A 24970-nucleotide genomic window follows, 5' to 3' on the forward strand; every position below is an offset into this window, starting at 1 on the left:
CGCCATGCACGCCCTTCGCGAAGCGGCACTCGACTACGGCAGCACCTACGCCGACAGCGGCGGAGGCGGCCACGCGCGCTTGTCTCCGGCCGCCGAGCAGCGCTGGATGATGCAGTACCTGCCGCTGGTGCGGCGCATCGTCAGCCAGTTGTCGCTGCAGGCCAACCAGGTGCTGGATCGTGAAGACATGGAGCAGATCGGCCTGATGGGCCTGCTCGAAGGACTGCGTCGCTACGGCGAGCCCGACGAGCAGTTCGGCCGCTTCGCCGCGCTGCGCATCCGTGGCGCCATTCTCGACGAACTGCGCCGCCAGGACTGGCGCCCGCGCCAAGTTCGCCAGCAGGCACACAAGGTGCGCGACACCATCCGCGCGCTGGCTCGCCAGCTCGGCCGGATGCCCAGCGACGACGAAGTACTGGCCGCTACCGGGCTCGATGAAGCCGGCTACCAGGACTACCTGCGCGCCGAATCCTCCGAGGCCATCGAGAGCTTCGATGCGCTGCTGCAGAGCGGCCAGGACGGCATCCAGGGCAGCGGCGACGTGCTGGAAGAGCGCGTGCTCAAGGAGCGTCTGCTGGCCCAGGCGCTGGCGCGTCTCAACGAGCGTGAGCGACTGATTCTCAACCTGTACTACCAGCACGAGCTGAATCTCAAGGAGATCGCGCTGGTGCTGGAACTGACCGATGCGCGTATCTGCCAGCTGATGAAGCAGGCGATCGGCAAGTGCAGCCGATTCCTCAACGACCCCGACAGCCCCTGAAGAACCCGACTTATGCAGAAAATCATCGGTGCCCTGATCATCATCGCCTGCGTGCTCGGCGGCTACGCGATGGCCAACGGCGACATGCGTGCGCTCTGGCAGCCGGCGGAAATCCTGATCATCCTCGGCGCCGGCCTGGGCACCCTGGTGGTTGCCAACCCCCGTGAAGTGCTGCTGGAAATGTGCTCGCAGATCAAGGGCGTGTTCGTCTTCAAGCGCCGAGGCGAGGAGTTCCAGCGTCAACTGCTGATGCTGCTCTACGAACTGCTGGAAATGGTCGATGTGGGAGGCCTGAAGGTGCTCGATGCGCACATCGAGGAGCCGGAGCAGAGCGACCTGTTCGCCAAGTACCCGCTGATCCTCCAGGAAAAGAACCTGATGGCGTTCATCGCCGACAACTTCCGCCTGATGGCGATGGGCAAGATCAGCGCGCACGAGCTGGAAGGCTTCCTCGAACAGGAGCTGGACGCGATGGAGCACGCGCTGCTGCAGCCGTCCAAGTCGCTGCACAAGGTCGGCGAGGCGATGCCGGGCTTCGGCATTCTCGCGGCGATCATGGGCATCATCATCACGATGGGCAACATCGGCGGCTCGGTGGCCGAAATCGGCGCCCACGTCGCTGCCGCGCTGGTCGGCACCTTCTTCGGCATCTTCGTCTGCTACTGCCTGATGGACCCGCTTTCCAACGCGATGGCGCAACGGGTGAAGACCGAGCTGTCGGCGCTGGAATGCGTGCGAACCACGCTGGTCGCCCACGTTGCCGGCAAACCCACGCTGCTGGCGGTGGACGCCGGCCGCAAGCTGATCGAGCAGGACGTCAAGCCGGCCTTCAAGCAGCTGGAAACCTGGGTTACCCGCTATGAGGAAGAGCGGGACGTCGCATGAAGAAGCGTGCCGACAAGCATGGCGAGATCATCATCAAGCGCCGCAGCAAGAAGGGCCACGATGATGAGCATGGCGGCGCCTGGAAGGTAGCCTTCGCCGACTTCACTCTGGCGATGATGGCGCTGTTCATGGTGCTGTGGATCATCCATCCGCAGACCGAGCCGCAGCCGGTGGCCGTCGGCGAGCAGGATGCCAACCCCCTGGTGGATGGCGGCGCCGGTGTGTTCGACGGCGCCAGCCGCACGCCCATCGAGCTGGATGGCATGCCGCAGCCGGTGAAGACCCCGGACAAGCCCGCGCCGCAACTGGCCGCGGCAGGCAAGCGGGACGAGAGCAAGGACGGCACCGCCCACGACGCCGAGGCGCGCCAGTACGACAGCCGTGACGACCTGCGCGAGCTGGCGGAACTGATCCGCGAGGTGTCCGGCAAGGTGGATGCGCTGGCCAACATCGAAGTGACTGTGGTGCCGCAGGGCCTGCGCATCCTGATCAAGGACGACCAGCAACGCTTCATGTTCGAGCGCGGCAAGGCCACGCTCGATCCGCACTTCCAGACCCTGCTCGGCGCGCTGTCCGGGGTGCTGGCGAAAGTGCAGAACAAGCTGATCCTGAGTGGCCATACCGATGCGGTGCAGTACCGCCGGCCCGACGGCTACAACAACTGGAACCTGTCCGGCGACCGCGCCCTGCGTGCGCGCAACGTGATGGTGGACAGCGGGCTGCCGACCGGTCACGTGCTACAGGTGGCGGCGCAGGCCGACGTCATGCCGCTGCGTCCGGAAGACCCGGAGAACGGCGCCAACCGCCGCATCGAGATCCTGCTGCTGACGCGCCACGCCGAAGGGCTGTACCGGGAAATCTTCGGCGAGAGTTATGCACAGGTGCATTACTCGGCTTCCGGGGCGCGGCTGGTTGCGCCCAAGGCCACCGTCGAGCCGCAGGCCGTGCCCGCTCCGGCACCAGTATCGGCGCCTGCTGCAGAGGACAAACCGTGAGAATGTCAGTGCTCGTTGCGCAGCCGCTTGGGGCAGAACACCTGGCGTGTTTCCACGCCGTACAGGCAACTGCTCAGGGGTTCGAGGGTGATGCGAGCGCCACGCTGACGGCCGTAGAGCAGGTTGAAGATCAGTTCGCTGTCCAGGCCGCTGTCGGCCTGCAGGTTGCTGATGCTGTTGTCTTCCACCTGCAACTGGTAGCGCCCGGTGAGGTCGCTGCCGACCTGGCCGGAGACTTCCAGGATGTTGGCGTCCTGCTGGATCATCGAGTAGAAGCGCCCCTCGTGGAACATGGTGGTCTGGGCGATATCCAATACCCGTCCGTTGCCGAGCACCACCTGGCCGGACGACGCGTAGCGGCCATCGATTGCCGAGGTGTTCTTGCCGTGTTTCCACAGCAGGCACAGCGCCAGGCTCAGACAGGCGATGCCGAACAGCGAGACGAGCAGGCAGCGGCGCGCCACGCCGGCTTCGCGGCGTAGGATCAGTTCAGACACTTGCGCAGCTGCTCCTGGGGAATCCGGGCGACCTGGCTCTCGTGGATCAGCAGCCAGTTGGAGTTGCCTTCTGGCTGCACGCAGACCAGTTCGTAGAAGCCCGACGTCATGTGCAGCAGCAGCCCGACCGGGCGTGTCGCCAGGTCGGCGAGCTGATGCGCCAGGGGGCGGGTGTCACGCATCAGCCGCTGCAGTTCCTGTTCGTCCTCTTCCACATAGGTGATCTGCAACGTGCCTAACTGCTGCTCGGCCGTGAACATCTGGCTGCGCACCTGCGTGTGGTAGAACGCCCCGGCCAGCACCAGCAGCCCGAGCGTACACAGGCTGCTGGCGACGAATTTCAGGCGCCGTGAATTCGACGGAATTCGCGGGGGCGGAATTTCCAGCAGTGCCGGCGACGGTGCAGGAGCGCTCTCTGCTTCCGATTCGGAAGGCGCTTCGCTGGCGAGGAACTGCGGGTTGAACATGTAGCCGCGACGCGGAAGCGTCTGGATGATCTGCCGTTGCTTCTCGTCCGCCAGCACCTGGCGCAGGGTATAGATCTGCTGGTTGAGGCTGCCTTGCCCGACGACCCGGTCCGACCACGCGTGGGTCAGCAGTTCATCGCGCGCAACTACGTCTCCCGGTGTCTGCAGCAGGCGTTCGAGTAGCCGGCTGCCGGAAAAGCCCAGGTCGATACGCTCCACCTGACCGTCGCGGACGAGGTCGAGTTGATAGAGCGCGGGATAGAACTGCGCGAGGCAGTCGGAACGGCCGGTGCGGAGGGTCAGGCAGGTAATCGCTGCCCGGTTGTCCGCAAGCGTTGGAGTGAGTGTGGTCATCTTGCCCTTGCGAGCCGCTTCCTTGACGGTTGCGGAAATCTCCATTTGTCCAAGGAGGCAAAGGCATTATTTTGACGTCAGAAAAATGTGGGTGCAAGTTCTGAATTTTGCACACTCACGCTTGCATTTTTCATGCGAATTCAGGAGGCGCGAGCCAGAGCGGGTCCGGCTGGTGGCAATGCGCCGTTAGTCTATGTCTGCGGACCCGCAGACAGCAGAACGCCCCGACGAGCGGGGCGTCTTGCCGGGCGATGTTCGCGCAATGCGGAGGGCATTGCGCGAAAAAGTCGACCTTGCAGGCTGTTCGCGATCTCGCGGGCGCGCCGCGGATCGCAGCGGGCAATTAGCCCAGCAGGCCCATGATCATGCTGGGCATCTGGCCAGCTTGCTTGAGCATGGAGATGCCGGACTGCATCAGCATGGAGTTCTTGCTCATGTTCGCGCTTTCGGTGGCGAAGTCGGCGTCCATGATGCGGCCCTTGGACAGGTCGGTGTTGTCCTTCATGTTGGCCAGGTTGTTGGAGGTGTGCTGCAGGCGATTGATGTTCGCACCGAACTGCGCGCGCAGGGAGCCGATGTTGTCCAGCGCGGTGTTGATGGTGGTGATCGAGGTGTTGGCAGCGGTAGCGGTGGCGATTTCGGTGCCGGCAGTGGCTGGGGTGGTGGTGGCGTAGAAGGTGGAAACCTTGCCCAGGCCGGCGGTGCTGTCCAGAGCCTTGCCCAGTGCGGTGGCCATGTTCAGGGTCAGCTTCTCGCCAGCGGTTGCGCCGATCTGGAAGTCCATTGCCGCCGAGAACTTGCCTTTGGTGCCGTCGATGGCGGTGGCGTCGCCGAACAGGGTGTCACCAGCGTAGGTGGTGTTCTTCATGATGTTGGCCAGCTCGGAACCCAGCTGGTCGTATTCGGCTTGCAGGGCGTCACGGTCCTTGGTGCCGTTGGTTCCGTTCGCGGACTGGGTGGCGAGGTCCTTCATGCGCTGCAGGATATCGGTCACTTCGCTGAACGCGCCTTCGGCGGTCTGCAGCATCGAGATCGAGTCGCTGGTGTTGCGCATGGCAACGCTCATGCCGCGGGACTGGGCGTTCAGGCGGGTAGCGATCTGCAGGCCGGCGGCGTCGTCGGCTGCGGAGTTGATGCGCAGGCCGGTGCCCAGACGCTGCTGGTTGGTAGCCAGAGAGGTGTTGGTCTTGTTCAGGCTGGTCTGGGTGATCAGGGAGGAGTAGTTGGTTTGAATCGACAAGGCCATGGTGGACTTCCTGTATGAGCTGGATGAAGCCGGCGTTGTGCCTGCTGAAGGGGTAAGGCGACAGCTCTCGCGGAAGGATTAAATGGCCGGGTGAAAATTCTGGCGCGGAGATTCCGGCGCTCCGCCGCAGGCTCCGTTGCGACTGTGATTGCCTGGCATGGCTCGCACCAGCGAGCCTCGCTGTGATCACTGCGCTGCTGTGAGTACGGAGCGCATCAGAAGATGCTGCTCACCACGCCCGACTCCACCACCTTGGCGTCGATGATTTTCTGGCTGCGCAAGTTCTTTACGCGGATCACGTCGTCCTGCTTGCCGTTGGCCATCGCCTCGCCGACGGCGCTGGCCTGGATGCCATCCTGGCTGGCGACGATCTTCACCTGCTGGCCACGGCGGACCAGAGTGGCGCCGTCGAGCAGTGCCGGCGACAGCGGCTGGTCGGCGCGGATGCGGCGGCGAGCAGTCTTGCCGGCGACTTCGGCGATGTCGGTGAAGTAACCGCGCGGCGTCTTGCCGATGTCCAGCGGGGCGAGCTTGAGCTGGTTGGCGTCCAGGGTCTGGCCACGCTCGATTGCGCTGCTGGCGAACACGGCCGGCAGCATCACAGTGGACTGGCTGGTGAAGTACACGGGCCAGCCGGATTGCCCTGGGCAATCCGCTTCGAAGCGCCGCCGCGCGGTGGCGGAAGAGGGCGCCTCGCTGACGCGCAACTGTGGCTCGCGCGGGCACGCGGGAAGCTTGCCCAGGCTGTTGGGCAGGTTGTTGTCCACCGTGAAGGTCATGCCCTTCCAGCCCTGCGCGCGCGCCTCGTTCTTGAGTTCGCTGGCGACCTGGCGCTGGGCGGCGGCGTCCAGTTGCTGGCGGGCATCCTGGCCCCAGGCGAGCGGCGCGAGCAGCAGGAGGAAGCAGGCGGAAAAGGCCTTTCCGCTTCCTGTTCCGGGCTGGGCGGAAAGCGGAAACGCCGCGTTGCGCACGCTGTCGTAAGCGCCGCGAAAAGCCTTGTTAATCAATGACATGAAGCGGCCTTCAGGGGTCGGCATGGATTGTGCTCTAACGCCACGCACGCCGAACGATGAGAGTGGGTGGGAATGAGTATACGGTTTGACGAGACGCTGGGTATCCACGAGAGAGCCCTCTCGCTGCACATGCAGCGCAGCGAAATCCTGGCCTCCAATCTGGCCAACGAAGACACGCCCGGCTTCAAGGCGCGTGACATCGATTTCGCCGCCGAGATGCAGCGCCAGGGCAGCGCGCCGGCACTGCTCGCCAGCACCAGCCCCGAGAGCCTGGATCTCAAGTATCGCGTTCCCAACCAGCCCTCCCAGGATGGCAACAGCGTCGAGCTGGCAACCGAACAGGCGGAGTTCTCGCGCAATGCGATGGATTTCCAGACCAGCCTGACCTTCCTGACCATGAAATTCCGCGGCCTGAAGCAGGCCATTGAAGGACGTTGACGTCATGGCTTTCGATTCCATCTACCGCATCGCCGGATCCTCGATGAACGCGCAGACCGTGCGCCTGAACACCGTTGCCAGCAACCTCGCCAACGCCGACTCGGCAGCCGCCAAGCCCGAGGACGTGTACCAGGCGCGCAAGCCGATGTTCGCTGCCGTCTACGAGAACGACCAGCTCACCCGTGGCGCCGGCATGGGCGGCGCCCATGTGCAGGTGCTCGACGTGGTGACCTCCGGCCGTGCGCCGCAGCGCCGCTACGAGCCGGGTAGCCCGCTGGCCGACGCCACCGGCTACGTCTACTACCCCGACGTCAACGAGATCGAGGAAATGACCGACATGATGTCCGCCAGCCGCAGCTTCGAAACGGGCGTCGAGGTGCTCAACCGGGTCAAGAGCATGCAGTCCAGCCTGCTGAAACTGGGAGACGCCTGATGAGCACGGTGAACGGCACCAGCGGCAACAACAGCACCAGCGGAAGCTCCAGTGAGCTGCCCAGGCAGGCGGTGAACCTCGGTGAGCTGAGCGACATGGAAAACAGCTTCATCACCCTGCTGGTCGCGCAGGTTCAGTACCAGGACCCGACCAAGCCGGTGGACAGCACCGAGTTCATCAACCAGTACTCGGCGATGGCGCAGGTCAAGAGCATGCAGAACATGACCACCCTGCAGCAGAACAACCTGGTGCTGATGGACAACCTGCAGACCCTCACCGCCGCCGGCCTGGTCGGCCAGGAAGTGAAGGTCAGCGCGGACAGCCTGCAGCTCGACGCAGAGAAGGTCAGCGGGCAGATCGCCCTGCAACACGCCTCGGCCACCACCGTACTGCAGCTCACCGATGCCAACGGTATTCGCACCGACATCGCCCTCGGGCCGCAGGAACCGGGCAGCGTGCCTTTCACCGTGGATCCCGTGGCGCTCGGCCTCAAGCCTGGCAAGTACACCCTGGCGGTGAAGACCGAGAGCGGCGAAGCGCCCGGTGTCGAGGTTTCCGGCCTGGTCAACAACGTCCGCGTCAGCGCTGACGGCCCGGTGCTGGACGTCCAGGGCGCAGGCTCGGTGCCGTTCTACAAGATCGTCGAATTCAGTCAGGGCCAGGCCGCCTGAGCGCCTGCTTCCCACCTTTGAGGATGAGATAACGCCATGAGCTTCAACATCGCCCTGACCGGCCTGAACGCCGTCACCCAGCAACTCGATACCATCAGCCACAACATCGCCAACTCCGGCACCGTGGGCTTCAAGTCCTCGCGCACCGAGTTCGGCAGTGTCTATGCCGACAGCAAGGGCATGGGCGTGGAAGTCACTGGCACCACCCAGAGTATCAGCCAGGGCGGTTCGCTGGTGTCCACCAACCGCAATCTCGATCTGGCCATTTCCGGCGGCGGCTTCTTCGTGGTCAAGGGTGGCAATGGCGACGTGCAGTACACCCGCGCCGGCGTCTTCGGCCAGGACAAGAGCAACTTCCTGATCAACGCCACCGGCCAGCGCCTGCAAGGCTATCCGACCGACGCCGCCGGCAACCTGCTGGTGGGCACCGTGTCCGACCTGCAGGTGAAGACCGCCAACCTGCCGGCCAAGGCCACCGACAAGCTGGAGTTCGTCGCCAACCTCGACTCCAACGAGAAGACCCCGAGCGTCGGCCCGTTCGATCCGCAGAACGTCGCCACCTACAACTCCACCTACACCAGCAAGATCTACGACTCCCAGGGCAAGGAACACACCCTGACCCAGTACTTCGTGCTGACCTCCACCAACAACTGGGATGCCCACTATTACGTCGACGGCAACGCCGTGGGCGCCACCCAGGGCCTGCAGTTCGCGCCGAATGGCTCGCTGGCCTCGCCGATCGCCGCCGTGCCGGTGAACTTCACCCTGCCGGGCGTCGACCCGATGAGCATTTCGCTGGACTACACCGGCACCAGCCAGTACGGCTCGGACTTCGTGGTCACCACCAACCGCACCACCGGCTATGCCGCCGGCGAGCAGACCGGCATCGCGGTGGAGAACGACGGCAAGGTCTACGTCAACTACAGCAACGGCCAGCGCATGCTGCAGGGCCAGGTTGCGCTGGCGAACTTCATCAACGTCGGCGGGCTGCAGAACGAGAGCGGCACCGCCTGGAGCGAGACCTCCGCCTCCGGCACCCCGCTGGTTGGCGTTCCCGGCATCGGCCAGTTCGGCAGTCTCTCGGCGGGCAACCTGGAAGGTTCCAACGTCGACATCACCCAGCAACTGGTGGGCCTGATGGAAGGCCAGCGCAACTACCAGGCCAACACCAAGGTGATGACCACCGACAAGGAACTCACCCAGGTGCTGTTCGCAGCGATCTGATAGGGCGCAAACATGGACCGACTCGGCTACACCGCGATGACCGCCGCCAGCCGCAGCATGTCTGCGCTGGATGTGCGCGCCAACAACCTGGCCAACGTGAACACCCCGGGCTTCCGGGCAGACCTGGAGCACGCCACCGCCGTCGACGTAAAGGGCGCGGGCTACGACAGCCGCCACCTGGCGCGCATCGAGAGCAGCGGCGTGGACATGACGCCTGGCACCCTCATGGCCACCGGGCGCGACCTCGATTTTGCCATCCAGGGTCGTGGGCTGATCGCCGTGGCGAATGGCGGCAGCGAGGCGTACACGCGCCAGGGCAACCTTGAGATCGATGCCGACCGCCAGTTGATGATCAACGGCCGCGCCGTGCTCGGCGAGGGCGGTCCGATCAACCTGCCGGAGTACGACGCCATCGCCATCGGCAGCGACGGCACGATTTCCATCATGCCGCGCGGCGACTACCTGATGACCGACGTGGACCGCATCAAGCTGGTCGATGCCCCGGCCGCCACGCTGGTGAAGAACGCCCAGGGCCTGCTGGTGAGCAAGGATGGGCAGAACGTCGCTGCCAGCGAAGACGTGCGCCTGGTCTCCGGGCACCTGGAGGCGAGCAACGTTTCGGCCATCGACCAACTGGTGGGCACCATGAGCCTGAATCGCCGGTTCGAGACCCAGGTGAAGATGATGAAAGCCGCCTCGGACCTGGCCGAAGCGGGCGACCGATTGATTCGCGGCGGCTGATCCGCGCGCATAGCAGGAGCGAGAGATGAGTTCGGCACTTTGGGTCAGCAAGACCGGCCTGGCGGCGCAAGACACCGCCATGTCGACCGTGGCCAACAACCTGGCCAACGTCAACACCGTCGGCTTCAAGAGCGACCGCGCGGTCTTCGAGGACCTCTTCTACCAGGTCGAACTGCAGCCTGGAGCACAGGCCGATCAGGTCAACACCGTGCCGTCGGGCATTCAGCTCGGCAGCGGCGTGCGTGTCGTCGGCACGCAGAAAGTGTTCACCGAAGGCAGCATGCAGACCACCGGCCAGCCGATGGACCTTGCCATCATCGGCGCCGGCTTCTTCCAGGTGGAAGCGCCCAACGGCGACACCTACTACACCGAGAACGGCCAACTGCAACTGAACAACGAAGGCATCGTGGTCAACGCCCAGGGCCTGCCGTTGACGCCGAACATCGAAGTGCCGGCCGGCGCCAGCCGCTTCACCGTGGGCAGCGACGGCATCGTCACCGCCATCCTCCCGGGCGAGACCCTGCCGACCGAGCTGGGCCAGATCACCCTGGTCAGCTTCACCAACCCGGCTGGCCTGGAAGCCCTCGGCGGCAACCTCTACAAGGAGACCGCCGCCAGCGGCGAGCCACAGGAAGGCACACCCGGCGAAGAGGGTCTGGGTACGCTCAAGCAGGGCGTACTGGAAGGCTCCAACGTGCAGGTGGTGGAAGCGATGGTCAACATGATCGCCATCCAGCGCGCCTACGAGGCCAATGCCAAGGTACTCGATGCTGCGTCGGGCATGCAGCAGTTCCTCAACCAGACGGTCTGATGCGCATGATCCGAGCCGCCCTGCCGCTGGCCCTGGCGCTGCTTGCCGGCTGCCAGAGCTTCAACGAGATGCTGCCGGACGAGGATTCCTCGGCCTACCAGCCACCGGAGCTGGACTACAGCATGCCGCCCACCACCAGCGGCGGCCTGTTCCGCTCCGGCTACTCCGGCTCGCTGCTGCGCGACAAGCGCGCCATCGGCGTGGGCGACATTGTCACCGTGGTGCTCAACGAATCGACCCAGTCGAGCAAGAGCGCCGGCACCAGCTTCGGCAAGAAATCCAGCCTGGACGTGCCCACCCCGACCATCCTGACCAAGGAATACGGCGGGCTTGAGAGTTCGGCCACGGCCAACCGCGACTTCAATGGCTCGGCGAAAAGTTCGCAGCAGAACACCCTCTCCGGCTCCATCGCGGTGACGGTGCACAAGGTGTTGCCCGGCGGCGTGCTGATGGTGAAGGGCGAAAAGTCGCTGCGCCTGAACCAGGGCGACGAGTTCATCCGCCTCACAGGCCTGGTGCGCCTCGACGACATCAACCGCGCCAACCAGGTGTCCTCGCAGAACGTCGCCAACGCGAAGATTTCCTACGCCGGGCGCGGTGTGCTCAACGACAGCAACTCCGCCGGCTGGCTGACGCGCTTCTTCACCCATCCGCTGTTCCCGATGTAAGCAGGCGAGCACTCCATGCGTAGAACCCTTTCCCGCCTGCTGGCGACCCTCTGTCTGCTATGGCAGGCCGAAGCGCTGGCCATTCCGCTGCTCGACCTCGTCGACATCGAAGGCGTGCGCGAGAACCAGTTGATCGGCTATGGCCTGGTGGTTGGCCTGGACGGCACCGGCGACAAGAACCAGGTGAAGTTCACCAACCAGTCGGTGGCCAACATGCTCAAGCAGTTCGGCGTCAACCTGCCGCCGAACGTCGACCCGAAGCTGAAGAACGTCGCCGCCGTGAGCGTCACTGCCAGCGTGCCGCCCTCGTACAGTGCCGGACAGACGGTGGACGTCACCGTGTCGTCGCTGGGCGATGCCAAGAGCCTGCGCGGTGGCCTGTTGCTGATGACCCCGCTGCAGGGCGTGGACGGCGAGGTCTATGCGCTGGCCCAGGGCAATCTGGTGGTCGGCGGCCTGCATGCCCAGGGGCAGAGTGGCTCCAGCGTGTCGATCAACAGCGCCAACAGCGGCCTGATTCCCAATGGCGCGACCATCGAGCGGATGATCCCCAGCGACTTCGCCCAGCGCCCGGACGTGATGCTCAACGTGCGCAAACCGAGCTTCCAGACCGCCACCCAGGTGATGAACGCGGTGAACCAGCGCTTCGGCTCCGGCACCGCCACCGCGCTGGACGGCACCAAGGTGTCCGTGCGTGCGCCGGTCAGCCTGGCCCAGCGCACCAGCTTCATGGCCATGCTTGAAGGCATGGAAGTGCAGGAAGGCCGCACGCGGCCCAAGGTGGTGTTCAACAGCCGCACAGGCACCGTCGTGGTCGGCCAGGGCGTGCGCGTGAAGGCCGCCGCCGTGGCCCACGGCACCCTCACCGTGACCATCAGCGAGAACCCGCAGGTCAGTCAGCCGGGGCCGTTCTCCAATGGCACCACGGCCGTCACCCCGCAGTCGGACGTCTCCGTCAGCCAGGACAAGAAGCCGATGTTCAAGTGGCCCGAAGGCACCAGCCTGGAAAGCATCATCAACACGGTGAACAGTCTGGGCGCGACGCCGGACGATGTGATGAGCATCCTCCAGGCGCTGGAGCAGGCTGGCGCGCTGAATGCCGAACTGGTGGTGATCTAGAGCATGAGCATCACTTCACTCAACCGCCCCATCGTTCCCACCGGCCAGCCTGGGGAGTCCCCCGAGGCGATCCGCCGCGAACAGTTGCAGGCTGCCTCCGAGCAGTTCGAGGCGATGTTCCTGCAACAGATCCTCAAGCAGATGCGCAAGGCCGGTGATGTGCTCTCCGCCGGCAGCCCGATGCGCAGCCGCGACCTCGACACCATGCGCGACTTCTACGACGAGTCGCTGGCCGAGCATCTGGCCTCGCGCAAGCAGACCGGTATCGCCGACCTGTTGGTGCGCCAGCTCTCCGGCGAAAGCGGCAACGCCGCAGGTGCCACCGCGCTGGCCGATGGCGGCGAGGCATTGCGGCGGCCCTCGGTGTCCGCGCGCAACCCATTGGTGGATACCTGGCAGCGCGGCGTCGAGCGCCTCTCCAGTGCCTGGGAAAGCGGCAGCGCGGCCTTCAAGGCGCTGGTCGACAGCGTGATCGGCCAGGAATCCGGCGGCAACGCGCTGGCCGTGTCGCCCAAGGGCGCGCGCGGTCTGATGCAATTGATGCCCGACACCGCGCGGGAGGTCGCCGCCGAGCTGGGCCTGCCCTATGACGAAGCGCGCCTGACCAGCGACCCGGCCTACAACAAGGCGCTGGGCAGCGCCTACCTGGGCAAGATGCTCGACCGCTACGACGGCGAGCACGTCCTCGCCCTGGCTGCGTACAACGCCGGGCCGGGCAAGGTGGACGAGTGGCTCAGGGACAACGGTGACCCGCGCAACGGCAAGGTCGGCATGGCCGACTGGGTGCGCAGCATCCCCTACGGCGAAACCCGCGACTACACCCTCGGCGTGCTGCGCCGCCTCAAGGAAAACCCGGCACCGGCGCGTCTGCCAGGCAGCGGGCTGTCGCCGGAGTCCGGCCTCAAGCACGCGCCGCAGGAGGGATTTAAGCGATACGCCGATTCCGTCGCCTATCAGGGGAAACAGCCTGAAGTGATCGCCCGGCCGCAGTCGGCGGCGTTTGCCCAGCCGATCCGGATCGAATCGAAGGAGAGTGCGTCTTGAGTATGTTGAGCCAGATCGGCTACAGCGGCCTGCGTGCGGCGCAGATCGCCCTGGCCACGTCCGGGCAGAACGTCGCCAACGCCAACACCCCCGGCTTCAGCCGCCTGAGCCCGGTGCTCGCGTCGCTGGCCGGCGAAGGCGGCCTGAACGTCGGCGGCGGGGTGATGGTCACCAGCATCCGCCGTATGGCCAACGACTTCCAGAATCAGCAACTGTGGCGCGCCACCACCGAGCAGAGCTATTACGACAGCGGCCAGCAGTACCTTTCCGCACTGGAAGGACTGATGGGTGGCGAAGGGTCGAGCATCAGCATCGGCCTCGACAACTTCTTCGCCGCGATCAGCGAGGCCACCGCCACGCCGGGTTCCATCGCCCTGCGCCAGCAGATCATCAACGAGACCAAGAACCTCGCCCAGCGCTTCAACGGCCTGTCCGGCAATATCGACAGCCAACTGCGCGCCCTGCAGGAGCAGCGTGGTGCGATGGTCGGCGAAATCAACGGGCTCACCGCCAACCTCGCCGCGCTGAACAAGCAGATCGTCGAAGTCGGCTCCGCTGGCGGCGACACCACCGCCCTGCGCGACCACCGTGAAAGCCTGGTACAGGACCTCTCGAAGTACGCCTCGATCCGCGTCAACGAGGTGGCCGACGGTTCGCTCACGGTGTCCCTGGCCAACGGCCAGCCGCTGGTGGCCGGCAACTCCGCGGGCCAACTGGCGATCAGCCGCACCGCCAGCGGCGAGCAGGAAATCGCCCTGACCTTCGCCGGCACCAGCTTCCCGCTGGCCCAGGACGGCATGGGGGGCTCCCTCGGTGCGCTGTACGACACCGAGTACGACGCCCTGCGCCCGAACCAGACCGCGCTGCACGAGATGGCCGGACAGTTCGCGCAGATGGTCAACGACACCCTGGCCAACGGCTTCGACCTCAATTCAAGCGCCGGCCAGCCCCTGCTCAACTACAACGCCGGCAGCACCACGGCGATGCTCAGCCTCAATCCGCTCAAGCCCGAAGACCTCGCGCTGTCGGACACCGCGGGCGAGTCGGGCAACAACAAGAACCTGCTGGCGCTGCTCGACCTCAAGGGCCAGAGCATCACCGTCGGCGGCAGCCAGGTAACGCTCAACGACGCTTTCGCCGGGCTGCTCGGCAAGGTCGCCAGCGCCAGCCGGCAGAACCAGGCCGACCAGAAGACCGCCACCACCGTCGCTGCCCAGGCCCAGGCCCAGCGCGACAGTGTCAGCGCCGTCAGCCTCGATGAAGAAGCGGTCAACCTGATCACCTACCAGCAGGCCTACCAGGCCAACATGAAAGTCATCAGCACGGCCAAGGAGTTGTTCGACTCCATGCTGGCGGCCTTCTGATCTCTGCGCGGAACATAGGGAACGCAACACCATGAGGATCACCAACGCACAGATCACCGCGCTGATGAGCGGCTCGATGAGCAACAACTCGGCAGCCCTCGGCAAGCTGATGCAGCAGATGTCCACCGGCAAGCGCATCCTGCAGCCCTCCGACGACCCCATCGCCAGCGTGCGCATGCTGCGTATCCAGCGCGAGGAAGCGAGCCTGGCGCAGTACCGCACCAACATCAGCAACGTGTCCGGCAACCTGTCGACCCAGGAAGCCAACCTGCAGGCCACCTCCGACGCCATGCTCAACGTGCGCGACCTGCTGCTGTGGGCGGCCAACGGCTCGAACGCCGGCAGGGACCTCAACGCGATGGCCGGCGAGCTGGAGAACATCGAGAAAACTATCGTCAGCTTCGTCAACGTGCGTGACGAGGAAGGGCGCTACCTGTTCTCCGGCACCCTCAGCGACATTCCGGCGGTGACCTACGAGCCGCTGACCGACAGCTACGTCTCAACTGGCAACGACAAGTCGCGTCAGGCCGCCGTGGCCAACGGCGTGCAGGTCGAAGAGAACGTCACCGCGGTCGGCGTGTTCGGCGCCGGCATGGACTTCCTCAACCAGTTGCACGGCGTCGTGAAGATGCTCAAGGATCCGGCACTGGACACCACCAATCCGGCGCTCGGCGCCAGCATCACCGCGACCATCGAGAGCCTCGACCGCGCCAGTGACGGCGTTCTCGGCGCCATCACCGAACTCGGCGGCCGGCAGAACACCCTCACCATGCTGCATTCGAGCAACGAAGAAGTGTCGCTGGTGAACCAGAAGATCAACGGCGAGCTGTCGCAACTGGACTACGCCACCGCGAGCATCGACCTGAACACCTACCAGCTCTCGCTGCAGGCCACGCAGAAGACCTATCTGAAGCTCAACGATCTGTCGCTGTTCAGTCGCCTGTAAGTTTTCGTAGGAGCGGCCCGGCCTCGCCGACTGGAGGTCTGGACGCTGAAAGACGGTATCCTGGCCGGCCACTCCTACCTTTTATTCCACGCTCCCCGTGCCTTGGTCGGGGCAGCGTTTGCCCGGTGCAGAGGTCGCCATGAAGGTCATCAAGCAACTGCCGGCGGCCGCCGTCTTCGATCCCCGCGAGCGCCGCGACGTCATCCTGCCCGCCGCCGGCGAGCGGCAGGGCGAGCTGCGCAAACGTGAAGAGAAGGGCGAAAGCGCCGCCCAGATGGCGCGCGGCGCGCAGAAGAGCGGCAGCTTCAACCTGCAACTCAACCAGCAGCTCTCCTCGATACAGTCGGCGGACAGCTACCTGAGCGACCTGCAGGATCGCCTCGGCGGCCTCAAGCTCAACCTCAGCCGCGAACTCAGTGCCCCGCAATCCCAGGACCGCGAAGGTGTACGCCAGGCCACCCGCCAGGTGAACGAGCTGCTTGAGCAGCGGGCCGAACGCTCGGGCAACAGCCTCGACGCCAACTTCCGCCTGCGTCTGAACGAGCCGGTGCGCAGTCGCTTCAGCCTGGAGGGCCTGGAGTCGGTCGAAGCCATCCAGCGCTCGGGTAAGGAAACCCTGCTGTTCAGCGCCGGGCGCCATCTTGCCGAACCGGCGGCGGTGGTGCTCGACGAAAGCATGAGCACCGAGCAGGTGCTGCGGCGCTTCAACGCCACTCTGGGCCAGGCCGGCATCCGAGCCGAACTGGATAGCGACGGCGCACTGAAATTCTCGGCGCCAGAAGCCGACTGGCAACTGCTCAAGGGCCAGTTGGCCGTGCAGGGCGAGGGCAAACTGTTCGCCGCCGGCAAGAACACCCGGCTCAAGAGCCAGGAAGACGGCCTGCTGGCCTTCCCCACCGAGATCAAGAGCGATGCCTTCCGCGAACAGCGTCATTTGCTCGACTCGGTGGTTTCGGCGCTGGACCGCATCGGCGGCCTGCGCGACCAGCTACGCCATCGTCAGGACGACATCCGCGACTTCCTGGACCGCCACGCCAGCGAGGACGAGCGCGAATGGGCGCACGGCTTCGCGGCTTCGATGCTCGGGCGCATGGAACGAAGCGCGACCAACTACAGCACCGCGGCGCAGACCGTAGTGGCGCAGGCGAACCTGAGCCGCTTTGCGGTGGTGAGTTTGTTGGCCTGAGTGGTTGGGCCAAGCGCGGCGATCGCCAGCGAGAGCCGCACCCGACACCCGGCATGAAGCAACCAGGGTTCCCGGCGCGCGCAGAGTCCCGTCGGGATGCCGGACGGGGGAGGTCTTCGCGAAGCGAAGAGGCGGATGCCGGGACTGGTCCTTCTGGTTCCACCTGGGGCCCAAAAGGGGCTCGCCCGAGGGGGCGAAACAACGTCGCTCCGCCACACATCGAAGCAGCGCAGAAACACCAGCCAAGCCACGAATGCGGCAGATGCGGCTCAGTACCCCTGCTGCGAGTAGACCGCCTGCTCCCGCACGTCGCCCATCAGTTGGCTGAGAATGTCATGGTGCATCGCCAGCAGCTTGCCGTTGCGCTCGTTGAGGCGCTTGCACTGGGCGGTGAGCTGGCCGAGTTGCAGCCACTCCTGCTGCAGTTCTTCGCGTCGCGGGGGCGGGTAGTTGGAGAGCAGCGTGCGCATGCCCTCGGCGTCCTGCTGCAGGCCGAAGGCGCGCAGGACCTTGCTGCGGCGCTGGGCACGCAGGGTGACGGCTTCGAGCAGCGCCTGGATCTCCGGGTTGAGCCGGTCGATCTGGGCGCTGTCGCGTGCCAGCAGGTGCCGGTACAGCTCCTGTAGACGGTCGCGCAGGCCCAGGCAGTCGCGGGCATCCTGCTGGATGTCCTGGTCGACTACCTGCAAGAGCCGCGCGCGCTGGGTCACGCGTCGTTGCCGCGATGGTAGGAGAGGATGCTGGTGGCGAGCACGCTGGTGTCGCTGGACAGTTCGCCGTTGAGCAGCGCGCGGCGGATTTCCGCAACACGGTTCTGGTCGACGTCGGGCATAGCGCGCAGGGTTTCCTGCATTTCGTCCAGGCGCAGCGAGTCGTTTACCGGCGCCGGGGCGCTGGGTTCGGTCACGGGGCTGACGCGCTCGCCGCGGGCGGTCTTGGCGGACTCGCTGGCGGCCAGGGAGGCGCTGGTCAGTTGCCGGGTGATTTCCATAGTGGTTATCCGAATTCCTGGGCTTTCCCCTAGAGGGCGACTGCCCGCGGAAAAAACTTAAATGCCGATTTTCATGCCTGCGCACGCCACCACGACTGCGCGGCGAGGCCATCCTGGATTTTCTGCTCCTGTTGCGCAAGCTGCTGCTGCCACTGGCTGATCTTCGTCTCGATCACCTGGGTCAGCACCTTCTCGCTGCGCATCGCCTGCATGAGTTCGCCCTGGATGCGCGCCAGGGTCTGCTCGGCCACTTCCAGTTCGCGGCGCTGCAGTTGCAGCATCTTGTGCAGGGTCGCCTTGTACTGCTGCTGGTTGTGTCGCTGCAGCGGCGTGTCGGTGGCCACGCTGAAGCCGCACAGCCGGTCGAGGCCGGTGATGTTGTTGCGGTAGCGCTGGCACAGGTTGCGCTGGTAGTTGACTCGCCCGAGCAATTCGCGAACCTTGCCGCCGCGCACGCCAGCCAGGCGCGTGAGGATATCGATCTGCGCCTTCACGCGCGGCCACCGACGATGCTCTGCAAGGTGGCGACGCTGTTGCCCAGTTCGGCGCCGTCGGCGGTCTCCTGGCGCAGGAAGCGCTCCAGGGTCGGCGCCAGTTGCACGGCGCGGTCGGTCTTCAGGTCCATGCCAGGCGTGTAGCCGCCCAGCGGGATGAGTTCCTTGATGCGCTCGTAGGTACCGCTGAACTCCTTGAACTGCCGCGCCGCGGCGAGATGCGCGGGGTCTGCCACCTGGCTCATGCAGCGGCTGACCGAGGCGGCGATATCGATGGCCGGGTAGTGGCCGATGTCGGCCAGGCGCCGCGACAGCACGATATGGCCGTCGAGGATGGCGCGGGCGCAATCGACGATCGGGTCCTGCTGGTCGTCGCCTTCGGCCAGCACGGTGTAGATGGCGCTCAGGCTGCCGGTCGCGCTTTCGCCGTTGCCGGCGCTTTCCACCAACTCGGGGAGCATGCCGAACACCGACGGCGGATAGCCCTTGGTCGCCGGGGGCTCGCCCAGGGCCAGGGCGATTTCACGCTGGGCCATCGCGTAGCGGGTGAGGGAGTCGACCAGCAGCAGGACGTCCTTGCCCTGGTCGCGGAAGTACGCGGCGATGCTGTGGCACAGCTCGGTGGCCTTCAGGCGCATCAGCGGCGATTCGTTGGCCGGCGCCACCACTACCACGGCCTTCTGCAACCCTTCCGGGCCGAGGGAATGCAGGATGAATTCCTGCACTTCGCGGCCGCGCTCGCCGATCAGCCCAACCACTACGACATCGGCCTTGGTCTGCCGGGTAATCATCCCCAGCAGCACGCTCTTGCCCACGCCGCTGCCGGCGAACAGGCCGACGCGCTGGCCCTTGCCCAGGGTCAGCAGGCCGTTGATGGCGCGCACGCCGACGTCCAGCGGCTCGGACACCGGGCGCCGGCGCAGCGGGTTGACCTGCGGCAGTTCGCTGGGCAGCGGGTGGCGGCCGGCCAGCTTGCCGAGGCCGTCGAGAGGCTCGCCCAGGCCGTTGACCACGCGGCCCAGCCAGGAGTGGTCGATGTGCAGCACGGCTTCGTCCGGGGCAGGGAAGACCCGCGAGCCGGAGGTCAGGCCGACGGGCTTCTTGAAGGGCATGAGGTAGGTGATGTCGCGGTTGAAACCGACGACCTGGGCTTCCAGGCGTTCGCCGTCGGCCATTTCCACGTAGCAGCGCTGGCCGGTCATGCGCCGGCAGCCGAGGCTTTCCAGCAGCATGCCGGAGACCCGCACCAGGCGACCGCTGACCCGCGCGAGCTGAACCGAGTCCAGCGAGCGCAGCGCATCTTCGAGCTTGAAGCCGTCGCCCAGCGCCATCGTCAGTCTTCGCTCTGTTGCAAGTGGCCGCTGAGGGCCTCCATGCAGCTGTCCAGGCGCTGCTGGCAGCCGATGTCGGCCTCGGCCTGGGCGGTGACCACCCGGCACTCGCCCAGCGCCAGGCGCTCGTCGGGCACCAGGCGCCAGTTGGCGGCACGCTCGGGGGCAAGCTCGCGGATGCGCGCGCACTCCTCGGGGTTGAGCAGGATCTGCACATCGGTCGGCTCGCCGGGCATGGCGGCCAGCGCCTCTTCGGCGAGGCTCAGCAGTTGTGTCGGATGCAGGGTCAGTTCGACGCGAATGACCTGCCTGGCCACCTTCTGCACCAGTTCAAGCAGCTCCTTGCGACGCGCCAGTTCGAAGGCCTGGTGGAACTCGGCGAACGCATCGGCGGCGGCCTGCAAGGGTGCGCAGGCTTCGTCGAAGGCCTGCCGCCCCTGGGCGCGGCCTTCCTCACGGCCCTTGCGCAGGCCGTCCTGGCGGCCAGCCTCGAAACCTTCGCGCAGGCCGGCCTCCCGGCCTTCGCCGACGCCGTCCTGATAGCCCTTCTCCAGGCCTTCCTGGAAGCCCTCGGAGATGGCGCGCTGGCGGGCGGCGGGGTCGCTGTCCCAGCCGTGATTGTCGGCGCTGGCGGTGGCGCAGCGTGGCGGGAAGCGGAAGGGGCGCCAGGCGCGGCTGTCGGCCTTGATGACTTTGATCGCCATGCGCGGTTACTCCACCGTCTGCTCGCGGAACAGTTGCACCTGCAGGTCGCCGTCGGCAGCCAGTTCGCGTACGACACCCATGATGTCCTTGCGCACCTGCTCGACGCGGCTCAGCGGCACCGGGCCCTGGCGCCGGTTGATGGACTCCATCTGCTGCATCTGGCGCTTGGGCATGGCACCCTGGATGGCGCGCACCAGCTCCGGCTCGGCGCCCTTGAGCGCGACCACCCACTCGTCCAGCGGGATGACCTCCAGCAGGGTCTGCAGCACTTCCTGGTTCTGCCGCGAGAGGATGAAGAAGTCGTACATCTCGTCTTCGATCTTCTCCACCAGTGTGTCGTTGTGCGCGCGCAGCAGCTCGAACATCTGGTTCCGGTCGCCCTTGAAGCGGTTCATGATGTCCGCCGCCTGCTTCACTCCGCGCACTTGCGAGCCCTGGGTGGAAAGCACGCGCAGGCTGCGGTCGATGAGCTGCTCCAGCTCGGCGATGACGTCGCTGTTCACTTCGCTCAGGTTGGCGATGCGGAACAGCAGTTCGTCCTGGCGCTCGGCGGGCATCGCTTCGAGCACGTCAGTCGCCATGCCCGGCGGCAGGAAGGCGAGGAACACTGCCTGCATCTGCGCATGCTCCTTGGCGATCAGGGCCGCGAACTGCTTGGGATCGATCCACTCCATGCGCGCCATCTTGGCGCGGATTTCCTCGCCATAGATGCTGTCGAGCAGGTTGCGCGTGATGTCGCTGCCCAGCGCCTTGCCGAGCATGCCGGCGAGATAGGAGCGCGAGGCGCCCTTGATGCTCGATTGCAACTTGTAGTCTTCGAAGAAGCGGCCGATCACATCGGAGACCGTGTTCTGCTTGACGTTGGACAGCCGCGCCATCGCCTGGCTGATGCTGACGATTTCTTCGCGGCTGAAATTGCGCAGGATGCCGGCGGAGGCTTCATCGCCCATGCTCAGCATAAGGATCGCCGCCTGCTCCAGCGAGCTCACCGCGCGCACTTGCGGGCCGCGCTTCTTCAGGGTTGCGCCGTCTTCAGGCAGGCTCATGTCGGTCATTGCGGCCAATCCAGTGCTTGATCACTTCCGAGACCCGTTCCGGGTCGTTCTTCGCCAGCATCTGCAGGTGCTCGATCTGGTGTTCCAGGCCCGAGCCCGGCGCCGGCAGGCGGATTTCCGAGAGCGGGTTCAGCTCGCCCAGGACGTTGAGGCCGCCGACGCTTTCGCTGCCCAGCGCCAGGCGACGCTCGGCATCCACTGCCAGCGGATACTCGTTGGCGTTATGGGGCAGTGCGGCGGCGGTCGCCGGCTGCGCGCGCTGGGTCAGGCTGCGGACCGCCGGACGTACGCCGAACAGCAGGAACAGCAGCGCGACCAGGCCGAGCACGGTGTAGCGAACCAGCGATTGCAGGGCGCTGCTTTCCCACCAGCGCGAGGTGGATTCCTCCACCGGCGTGGCGGCGAACGGGAATACGCTGACGGTGATCAGGTCGCCGCGCTGCGAGTTGAAGCCCACCGCACTCTTGACCATCGCTTCGAGATCGGCGCGGGCCTTGTCGGTCCAGCCGCCTTCCGGAGCGGTGGCTGCGTTGATCACCACGGCCACGCTCTGCTGGCGCAGGGCGAAGGCGGGGTACTTGATGTGGGTAACGGTCTGATCGAAATCGTTCTGCCGGGTGGTCTCGTTGCGGGTCGAGGTGGCAGCCTTGTTGTCGGTGTTGGCGACCTTGCCGTTGCCCGGTTGCGCAGGGTTCTGCTGGTTCGCCTGGCCCTGCTGTTGCGGCGGCGGTTCCGGCGGGCGGTTGCTCAGCGAGCCGGGCACGCCGAGGGCGAGCTGGTCGAGGGTGGTTTCGTTGCGCAGCGACTCGCTGCGCAGGCGCGGCGATTCACCGTAGCCTTGGAAGGTTTCTTCCTTCTGGCTGAAGTCGATGTCGGCGGCGACGCTGATGCGGTAGTTGCCCAGGCCCAGCACCGGCGCCAGCACTTCTTCGACGTTGGACACCGCCTTGCGCTGGTACTCGTCCACCGCCTGCCAGTTCTGCGTCGGGCCGCCAGCACCGGTGATGCCGCGGGACAGCAGCACGCCGTTCTGGTCGACCACGCTGACGTCCTCGGGCTTCAACTGCGGCACGCTGCCGGCTACCAGGTTGACGATGGCGCCGACCTGTTCGGGGCCAAGACGCTGGCCGGGCGCCAGTTGCAGCAGCACCGATGCCTTGGCCGGGTCCCGCCGGCCCACCACGAATGAGTTGCTGTCTTCGCGGGCGACGTGCACGCGGGCCTGCTCGATGCCCTTCAGGCCCATGATGGTGCGTGCCAGCTCGCCTTCGAGGCTGCGCTTGAGGCGTACGTCCTGGAGGAAGTGGCTGGTGCCCAGCGGCTCTTCCTTGTCGAACAGTTCGTAGCCGGCCGGTAGCGAGACTTTCACGCCCTTGGCCGCCAGCAGCATGCGTGCCCGCGCCAGGTCTTCCTCGCGCACCAGCACCTGGCCGCTCTGCGGGTGCAGGCGGTAGTCGAAGGCTTCGGCGTCCAGCACCTGCATCACGTCGGCAGCCGGGTAGGCTTCACCGGCGCCGTACAGTGGGCGGTAGGCACCCTGGTCGCGCCACAGGTAGAAGACCACCGCCGCCGCCAGCAGGGCAGCGCCCAGGGCGATGGCCAGCAGACCCATGCGCGGGTCGAGCTTGAGCTTGTCGAGCGGCAGGCGCTCTTTGAGATTCTGCAGCACTGCTATTCCTTAGAGCGGCATGCGGATGATTTCGTCGAAGGCGCCGGTGAGCTTGTTGCGCACCTGCAGCAGCGCGGAAAACGACACGCTGGCCTTCTGGCTCTGGATCATCGCGCCGACCAGGTCGTCGCTCTTGCCGCTGTCCACTGCGGCCATCGCCGAGCTGGATTTGTGCTGCTCGGCATCCACCGAACGCAGCGCCTGCTCGAAGCTGCCGGCGATGCCGGATACCGGCGCCCCGGACCCCAGTTGTGCGGCCGGCTGGATCGCCGAACCGCCGGCCAGCTCGGCGTACTGGTTCATCCGCTCCAGCATGTCCTGCTGGGCCCGCATGATCGAACTCATGGAAGGTTTCCCCTGAAAAGCGAAATCAGAACTGCACCTGCACGCCCTGCTCGCGCATCGCGTTGAGCCGGTAGCGCAGTGCGCGAGTGGTCATGCCGAGGCTTTCGGCGGCCTTGGTCTTGTGCCCGCCGAAGCGGCGAATGGTGTCGATGACGTGCTGGTACTCGGCAAGCTTGCCGCTGGCGCGCAGCGCGGCACGTCCGCCTTCGGTAGCCAGGGGCAGTACGGCGGCGACTGTGGCCGGCGGCACTTCGGGAGCGGCCAGGCCAAGGTCGCGCGGCTGGATGAACAGGCCGTTGCGCAGCACCAGGGCGCGTTGCAGGGTGTTTTCCAGCTCGCGCACGTTGCCCGGCCAGTCGTGTTGCAGCAGCGCGCGGCTGGCGGCTTCGGTGAGCAGGTCGTGTTCGGCGTCCTGCGGGGCGTACTGGCGGATGAAGCGGCGCGCCAGCGGCAGCACGTCTTCCTTGCGTTCGCGCAGCGGCGAGATATGCAGCGGCAGCACGTCGAGACGGAACATCAGGTCGGCGCGGAACCGGCCTTCGGCGACTTCAGCCTGCAGGTCGCGGTTGGTGGCGGCGATGATGCGCACGTTGAGTTCGATCTCGCGGCGCCCGCCGAGGCGCTCCACGCGCTGTTCCTGCAGCACGCGCAGGAGCTTGGCCTGCAGCGCCAGCGGCAGTTCGCCGATTTCGTCGAGCAGCAGGGTGCCGCCGTTGGCCAGTTCGAACTTGCCCGGCTGGGCGCTCACTGCGCCGGTGAAGGCGCCGCGTTCGTGGCCGAAGAGAATGGATTCGAGCATCGCCTCGGGGATCGCTGCGCAGTTCACTGCGACGAAGGGCGCCTGCGGGCTGGCGATGCCGTGGATGTAGCGGGCCAGCAGTTCCTTGCCGGTGCCGGTCTCGCCGGTGATCAGGATCGGTGCGCGGGTCTGCGCCACGCGCTGGGCCATCGCCAGCAGACGGCGGCCTGCCTGGGAGCGCGAGACGAACAGGTCCTGGGCGGCGCAGGCGGATTCCTGGCGGCGCAGCAATGCGGCCAGTTGGCCGGCGCCGAAGGGGGAAAGCAGGTAATCGACGCAACCGAGTTCGAGCAGGGTGGCTGCCTTGTCCTGTTCGTCGTAGCCGACGATGGGCACGACATCGCGTTCGCTGCCGTCGCGCAGCAGGACGCCAACCTGGGTATAGAGATCGGCTGCGTCGAAGGCGCTGGCGATCACGAACAGCAGCCCGGCGTCGCTGCGCGAGCGGAGCAGCTCGGTGAAGCCGGCGAAGCGCTCGACCCGGCAACCTTCGCCGAGCAGTGCTTGCAACAGGGGAGCGTGGGCGGGGTCGGAGGAGGGGCCGATGATCGCAATTTTTTTCTGCGCAGGCCGCTCTTCGAGCACCGTCTCACATAATTGGTCGATCGACTGGCTTAAACTGCTCACTGCAAAATTCCATTCGCTAGTGCGTTCGACGCCAGTCAGTCGTTCTATCGCTCAGACGCTTCGATCCTTCTTCCAGGAAAATATCGAAGTCT

At 65.9% G+C, this 24970-nt stretch carries 28 protein-coding genes; 15 read left to right on the forward strand and 13 right to left on the reverse strand.

The annotated features are described in order from the left end of the window. The first annotated feature begins 4 nt into the window (after positions 1 to 4). The 3 genes from OU419_RS01130 to OU419_RS01140 are packed head-to-tail and all read left to right on the forward strand — an operon-like array spanning position 5 to position 2640. Positions 5 to 760, forward strand: coding sequence for a FliA/WhiG family RNA polymerase sigma factor (locus OU419_RS01130; protein WP_254469892.1), 756 nt, complete (start codon positions 5 to 7; stop codon positions 758 to 760). Between the two features lie 12 nt (positions 761 to 772). Then, positions 773 to 1645 (forward strand): flagellar motor stator protein MotA, encoded by an 873-nt coding sequence (gene motA / locus OU419_RS01135; RefSeq protein WP_254469893.1) that lies wholly within the window; start codon positions 773 to 775, stop codon positions 1643 to 1645. Continuing rightward, the gene (locus OU419_RS01140; RefSeq protein WP_254469894.1) at positions 1642 to 2640 is read left to right on the forward strand and encodes an OmpA family protein; all 999 of its coding nucleotides are present in this window, start codon (positions 1642 to 1644) and stop codon (positions 2638 to 2640) included. The genes motA and OU419_RS01140 overlap by 4 nt, the downstream gene beginning before the upstream one ends. 5 nt (positions 2641 to 2645) lie before the next feature. Here OU419_RS01140 and OU419_RS01145 read toward each other — a convergent pair whose 3' ends face one another. The 4 genes from OU419_RS01145 to flgA all read right to left on the reverse strand — a co-directional run bounded on the left by OU419_RS01145 (position 2646) and on the right by flgA (position 6217). Next, positions 2646 to 3137, reverse strand: coding sequence for a hypothetical protein (locus OU419_RS01145; RefSeq protein WP_254469895.1), 492 nt, complete (start codon positions 3135 to 3137; stop codon positions 2646 to 2648). Then, the gene (locus tag OU419_RS01150) at positions 3125 to 4003 is read right to left on the reverse strand and encodes a winged helix-turn-helix domain-containing protein (protein WP_254500499.1); all 879 of its coding nucleotides are present in this window, start codon (positions 4001 to 4003) and stop codon (positions 3125 to 3127) included. Before OU419_RS01150 ends, OU419_RS01145 begins: the two co-directional genes overlap by 13 nt. A 298-nt stretch (positions 4004 to 4301) precedes the next feature. Next, on the reverse strand, positions 4302 to 5204 hold the full coding sequence (gene lafA / locus OU419_RS01155) for a lateral flagellin LafA (RefSeq protein WP_254469897.1): 903 nt from the start codon (positions 5202 to 5204) through the stop codon (positions 4302 to 4304). Between the two features lie 215 nt (positions 5205 to 5419). Next, a complete protein-coding gene (gene flgA, locus OU419_RS01160; RefSeq protein ID WP_254469898.1) occupies positions 5420 to 6217 on the reverse strand; it encodes a flagellar basal body P-ring formation chaperone FlgA in 798 nt (265 codons plus the stop codon). Between the two features lie 72 nt (positions 6218 to 6289). Here flgA and flgB point away from each other — a divergent pair, with 72 nt between their 5' ends. The 12 genes from flgB (at position 6290) to OU419_RS01220 (ending at position 16862) form a co-directional block, all read left to right on the forward strand. Further along, complete coding sequence (flgB, locus tag OU419_RS01165) at positions 6290 to 6655, forward strand: flagellar basal body rod protein FlgB (protein WP_254469899.1); 366 nt, start codon at positions 6290 to 6292, stop codon at positions 6653 to 6655. A gap of 4 nt (positions 6656 to 6659) precedes the next feature. Further along, on the forward strand, positions 6660 to 7088 hold the full coding sequence (flgC, locus tag OU419_RS01170) for a flagellar basal body rod protein FlgC (protein WP_254469900.1): 429 nt from the start codon (positions 6660 to 6662) through the stop codon (positions 7086 to 7088). Beyond that, on the forward strand, positions 7088 to 7759 hold the full coding sequence (locus OU419_RS01175; protein WP_254469901.1) for a flagellar hook capping FlgD N-terminal domain-containing protein: 672 nt from the start codon (positions 7088 to 7090) through the stop codon (positions 7757 to 7759). Before flgC ends, OU419_RS01175 begins: the two co-directional genes overlap by 1 nt. Positions 7760 to 7795: 36 nt before the next feature. Continuing rightward, positions 7796 to 8983: a flagellar hook protein FlgE gene (gene flgE, locus OU419_RS01180; protein WP_254469902.1), complete on the forward strand. Its 1188-nt coding sequence runs from the start codon at positions 7796 to 7798 to the stop codon at positions 8981 to 8983. A gap of 12 nt (positions 8984 to 8995) precedes the next feature. Then, a complete protein-coding gene (locus OU419_RS01185; RefSeq protein WP_254469903.1) occupies positions 8996 to 9724 on the forward strand; it encodes a flagellar basal body rod protein FlgF in 729 nt (242 codons plus the stop codon). 25 nt (positions 9725 to 9749) lie between these two features. Continuing rightward, positions 9750 to 10535, forward strand: coding sequence for a flagellar basal-body rod protein FlgG (flgG, locus tag OU419_RS01190; RefSeq protein WP_254469904.1), 786 nt, complete (start codon positions 9750 to 9752; stop codon positions 10533 to 10535). Then, entirely contained in the window at positions 10535 to 11203 is a 669-nt protein-coding gene (gene flgH / locus OU419_RS01195) for a flagellar basal body L-ring protein FlgH (protein ID WP_408004918.1), read from the forward strand. The genes flgG and flgH overlap by 1 nt, the downstream gene beginning before the upstream one ends. 15 nt (positions 11204 to 11218) lie before the next feature. Then, positions 11219 to 12322, forward strand: coding sequence for a flagellar basal body P-ring protein FlgI (locus OU419_RS01200; protein WP_254469905.1), 1104 nt, complete (start codon positions 11219 to 11221; stop codon positions 12320 to 12322). Between the two features lie 3 nt (positions 12323 to 12325). Beyond that, positions 12326 to 13366, forward strand: a complete 1041-nt coding sequence (locus OU419_RS01205) for a lytic transglycosylase domain-containing protein (protein ID WP_254469906.1) — start codon at positions 12326 to 12328, stop codon at positions 13364 to 13366. Beyond that, positions 13363 to 14730, forward strand: coding sequence for a flagellar hook-associated protein FlgK (gene flgK, locus OU419_RS01210; protein ID WP_254469907.1), 1368 nt, complete (start codon positions 13363 to 13365; stop codon positions 14728 to 14730). The genes OU419_RS01205 and flgK overlap by 4 nt, the downstream gene beginning before the upstream one ends. A 31-nt stretch (positions 14731 to 14761) precedes the next feature. Beyond that, positions 14762 to 15676 (forward strand): flagellar hook-associated protein FlgL, encoded by a 915-nt coding sequence (gene flgL / locus OU419_RS01215; RefSeq protein ID WP_254469908.1) that lies wholly within the window; start codon positions 14762 to 14764, stop codon positions 15674 to 15676. A 139-nt stretch (positions 15677 to 15815) separates the two neighbouring features. Beyond that, positions 15816 to 16862 carry a hypothetical protein gene (locus OU419_RS01220; RefSeq protein WP_254469909.1) on the forward strand — a complete coding sequence of 349 codons (1047 nt, stop codon included), beginning with the start codon at positions 15816 to 15818 and terminating at the stop codon, positions 16860 to 16862. Positions 16863 to 17131: 269 nt separating this feature from the next. Here the strand turns inward: OU419_RS01220 and flgN are convergent, their stop codons facing one another. The 9 genes from flgN to OU419_RS01265 all read right to left on the reverse strand — a co-directional run bounded on the left by flgN (position 17132) and on the right by OU419_RS01265 (position 24878). Then, positions 17132 to 17572, reverse strand: coding sequence for a flagellar protein FlgN (flgN, locus tag OU419_RS01225; RefSeq protein WP_254469910.1), 441 nt, complete (start codon positions 17570 to 17572; stop codon positions 17132 to 17134). Beyond that, on the reverse strand, positions 17569 to 17853 hold the full coding sequence (gene flgM, locus OU419_RS01230) for a flagellar biosynthesis anti-sigma factor FlgM (protein WP_254469911.1): 285 nt from the start codon (positions 17851 to 17853) through the stop codon (positions 17569 to 17571). The genes flgN and flgM overlap by 4 nt, the downstream gene beginning before the upstream one ends. 71 nt (positions 17854 to 17924) lie before the next feature. Further along, the gene (locus tag OU419_RS01235) at positions 17925 to 18347 is read right to left on the reverse strand and encodes a flagellar FliJ family protein (RefSeq protein WP_254469912.1); all 423 of its coding nucleotides are present in this window, start codon (positions 18345 to 18347) and stop codon (positions 17925 to 17927) included. After that, positions 18344 to 19678 carry a flagellar protein export ATPase FliI gene (fliI, locus tag OU419_RS01240; protein ID WP_254469913.1) on the reverse strand — a complete coding sequence of 445 codons (1335 nt, stop codon included), beginning with the start codon at positions 19676 to 19678 and terminating at the stop codon, positions 18344 to 18346. Before fliI ends, OU419_RS01235 begins: the two co-directional genes overlap by 4 nt. Before the next feature lie 2 nt (positions 19679 to 19680). Continuing rightward, the gene (gene fliH, locus OU419_RS01245) at positions 19681 to 20382 is read right to left on the reverse strand and encodes a flagellar assembly protein FliH (RefSeq protein WP_254469914.1); all 702 of its coding nucleotides are present in this window, start codon (positions 20380 to 20382) and stop codon (positions 19681 to 19683) included. A gap of 6 nt (positions 20383 to 20388) precedes the next feature. After that, positions 20389 to 21438: a FliG C-terminal domain-containing protein gene (locus OU419_RS01250; protein ID WP_254469915.1), complete on the reverse strand. Its 1050-nt coding sequence runs from the start codon at positions 21436 to 21438 to the stop codon at positions 20389 to 20391. Then, positions 21416 to 23107, reverse strand: coding sequence for a flagellar basal-body MS-ring/collar protein FliF (gene fliF, locus OU419_RS01255; RefSeq protein ID WP_254469916.1), 1692 nt, complete (start codon positions 23105 to 23107; stop codon positions 21416 to 21418). Before fliF ends, OU419_RS01250 begins: the two co-directional genes overlap by 23 nt. A gap of 9 nt (positions 23108 to 23116) precedes the next feature. After that, positions 23117 to 23452, reverse strand: a complete 336-nt coding sequence (locus OU419_RS01260; protein ID WP_254469917.1) for a flagellar hook-basal body complex protein FliE — start codon at positions 23450 to 23452, stop codon at positions 23117 to 23119. Between the two features lie 25 nt (positions 23453 to 23477). Then, entirely contained in the window at positions 23478 to 24878 is a 1401-nt protein-coding gene (locus OU419_RS01265) for a sigma-54 interaction domain-containing protein (protein WP_408004919.1), read from the reverse strand. Positions 24879 to 24970: the final 92 nt, after the last annotated feature.

This window comes from Pseudomonas triclosanedens (assembly GCF_026686735.1).
GTDB classification, from domain to species: Bacteria; Pseudomonadota; Gammaproteobacteria; order Pseudomonadales; family Pseudomonadaceae; genus Pseudomonas; species Pseudomonas triclosanedens.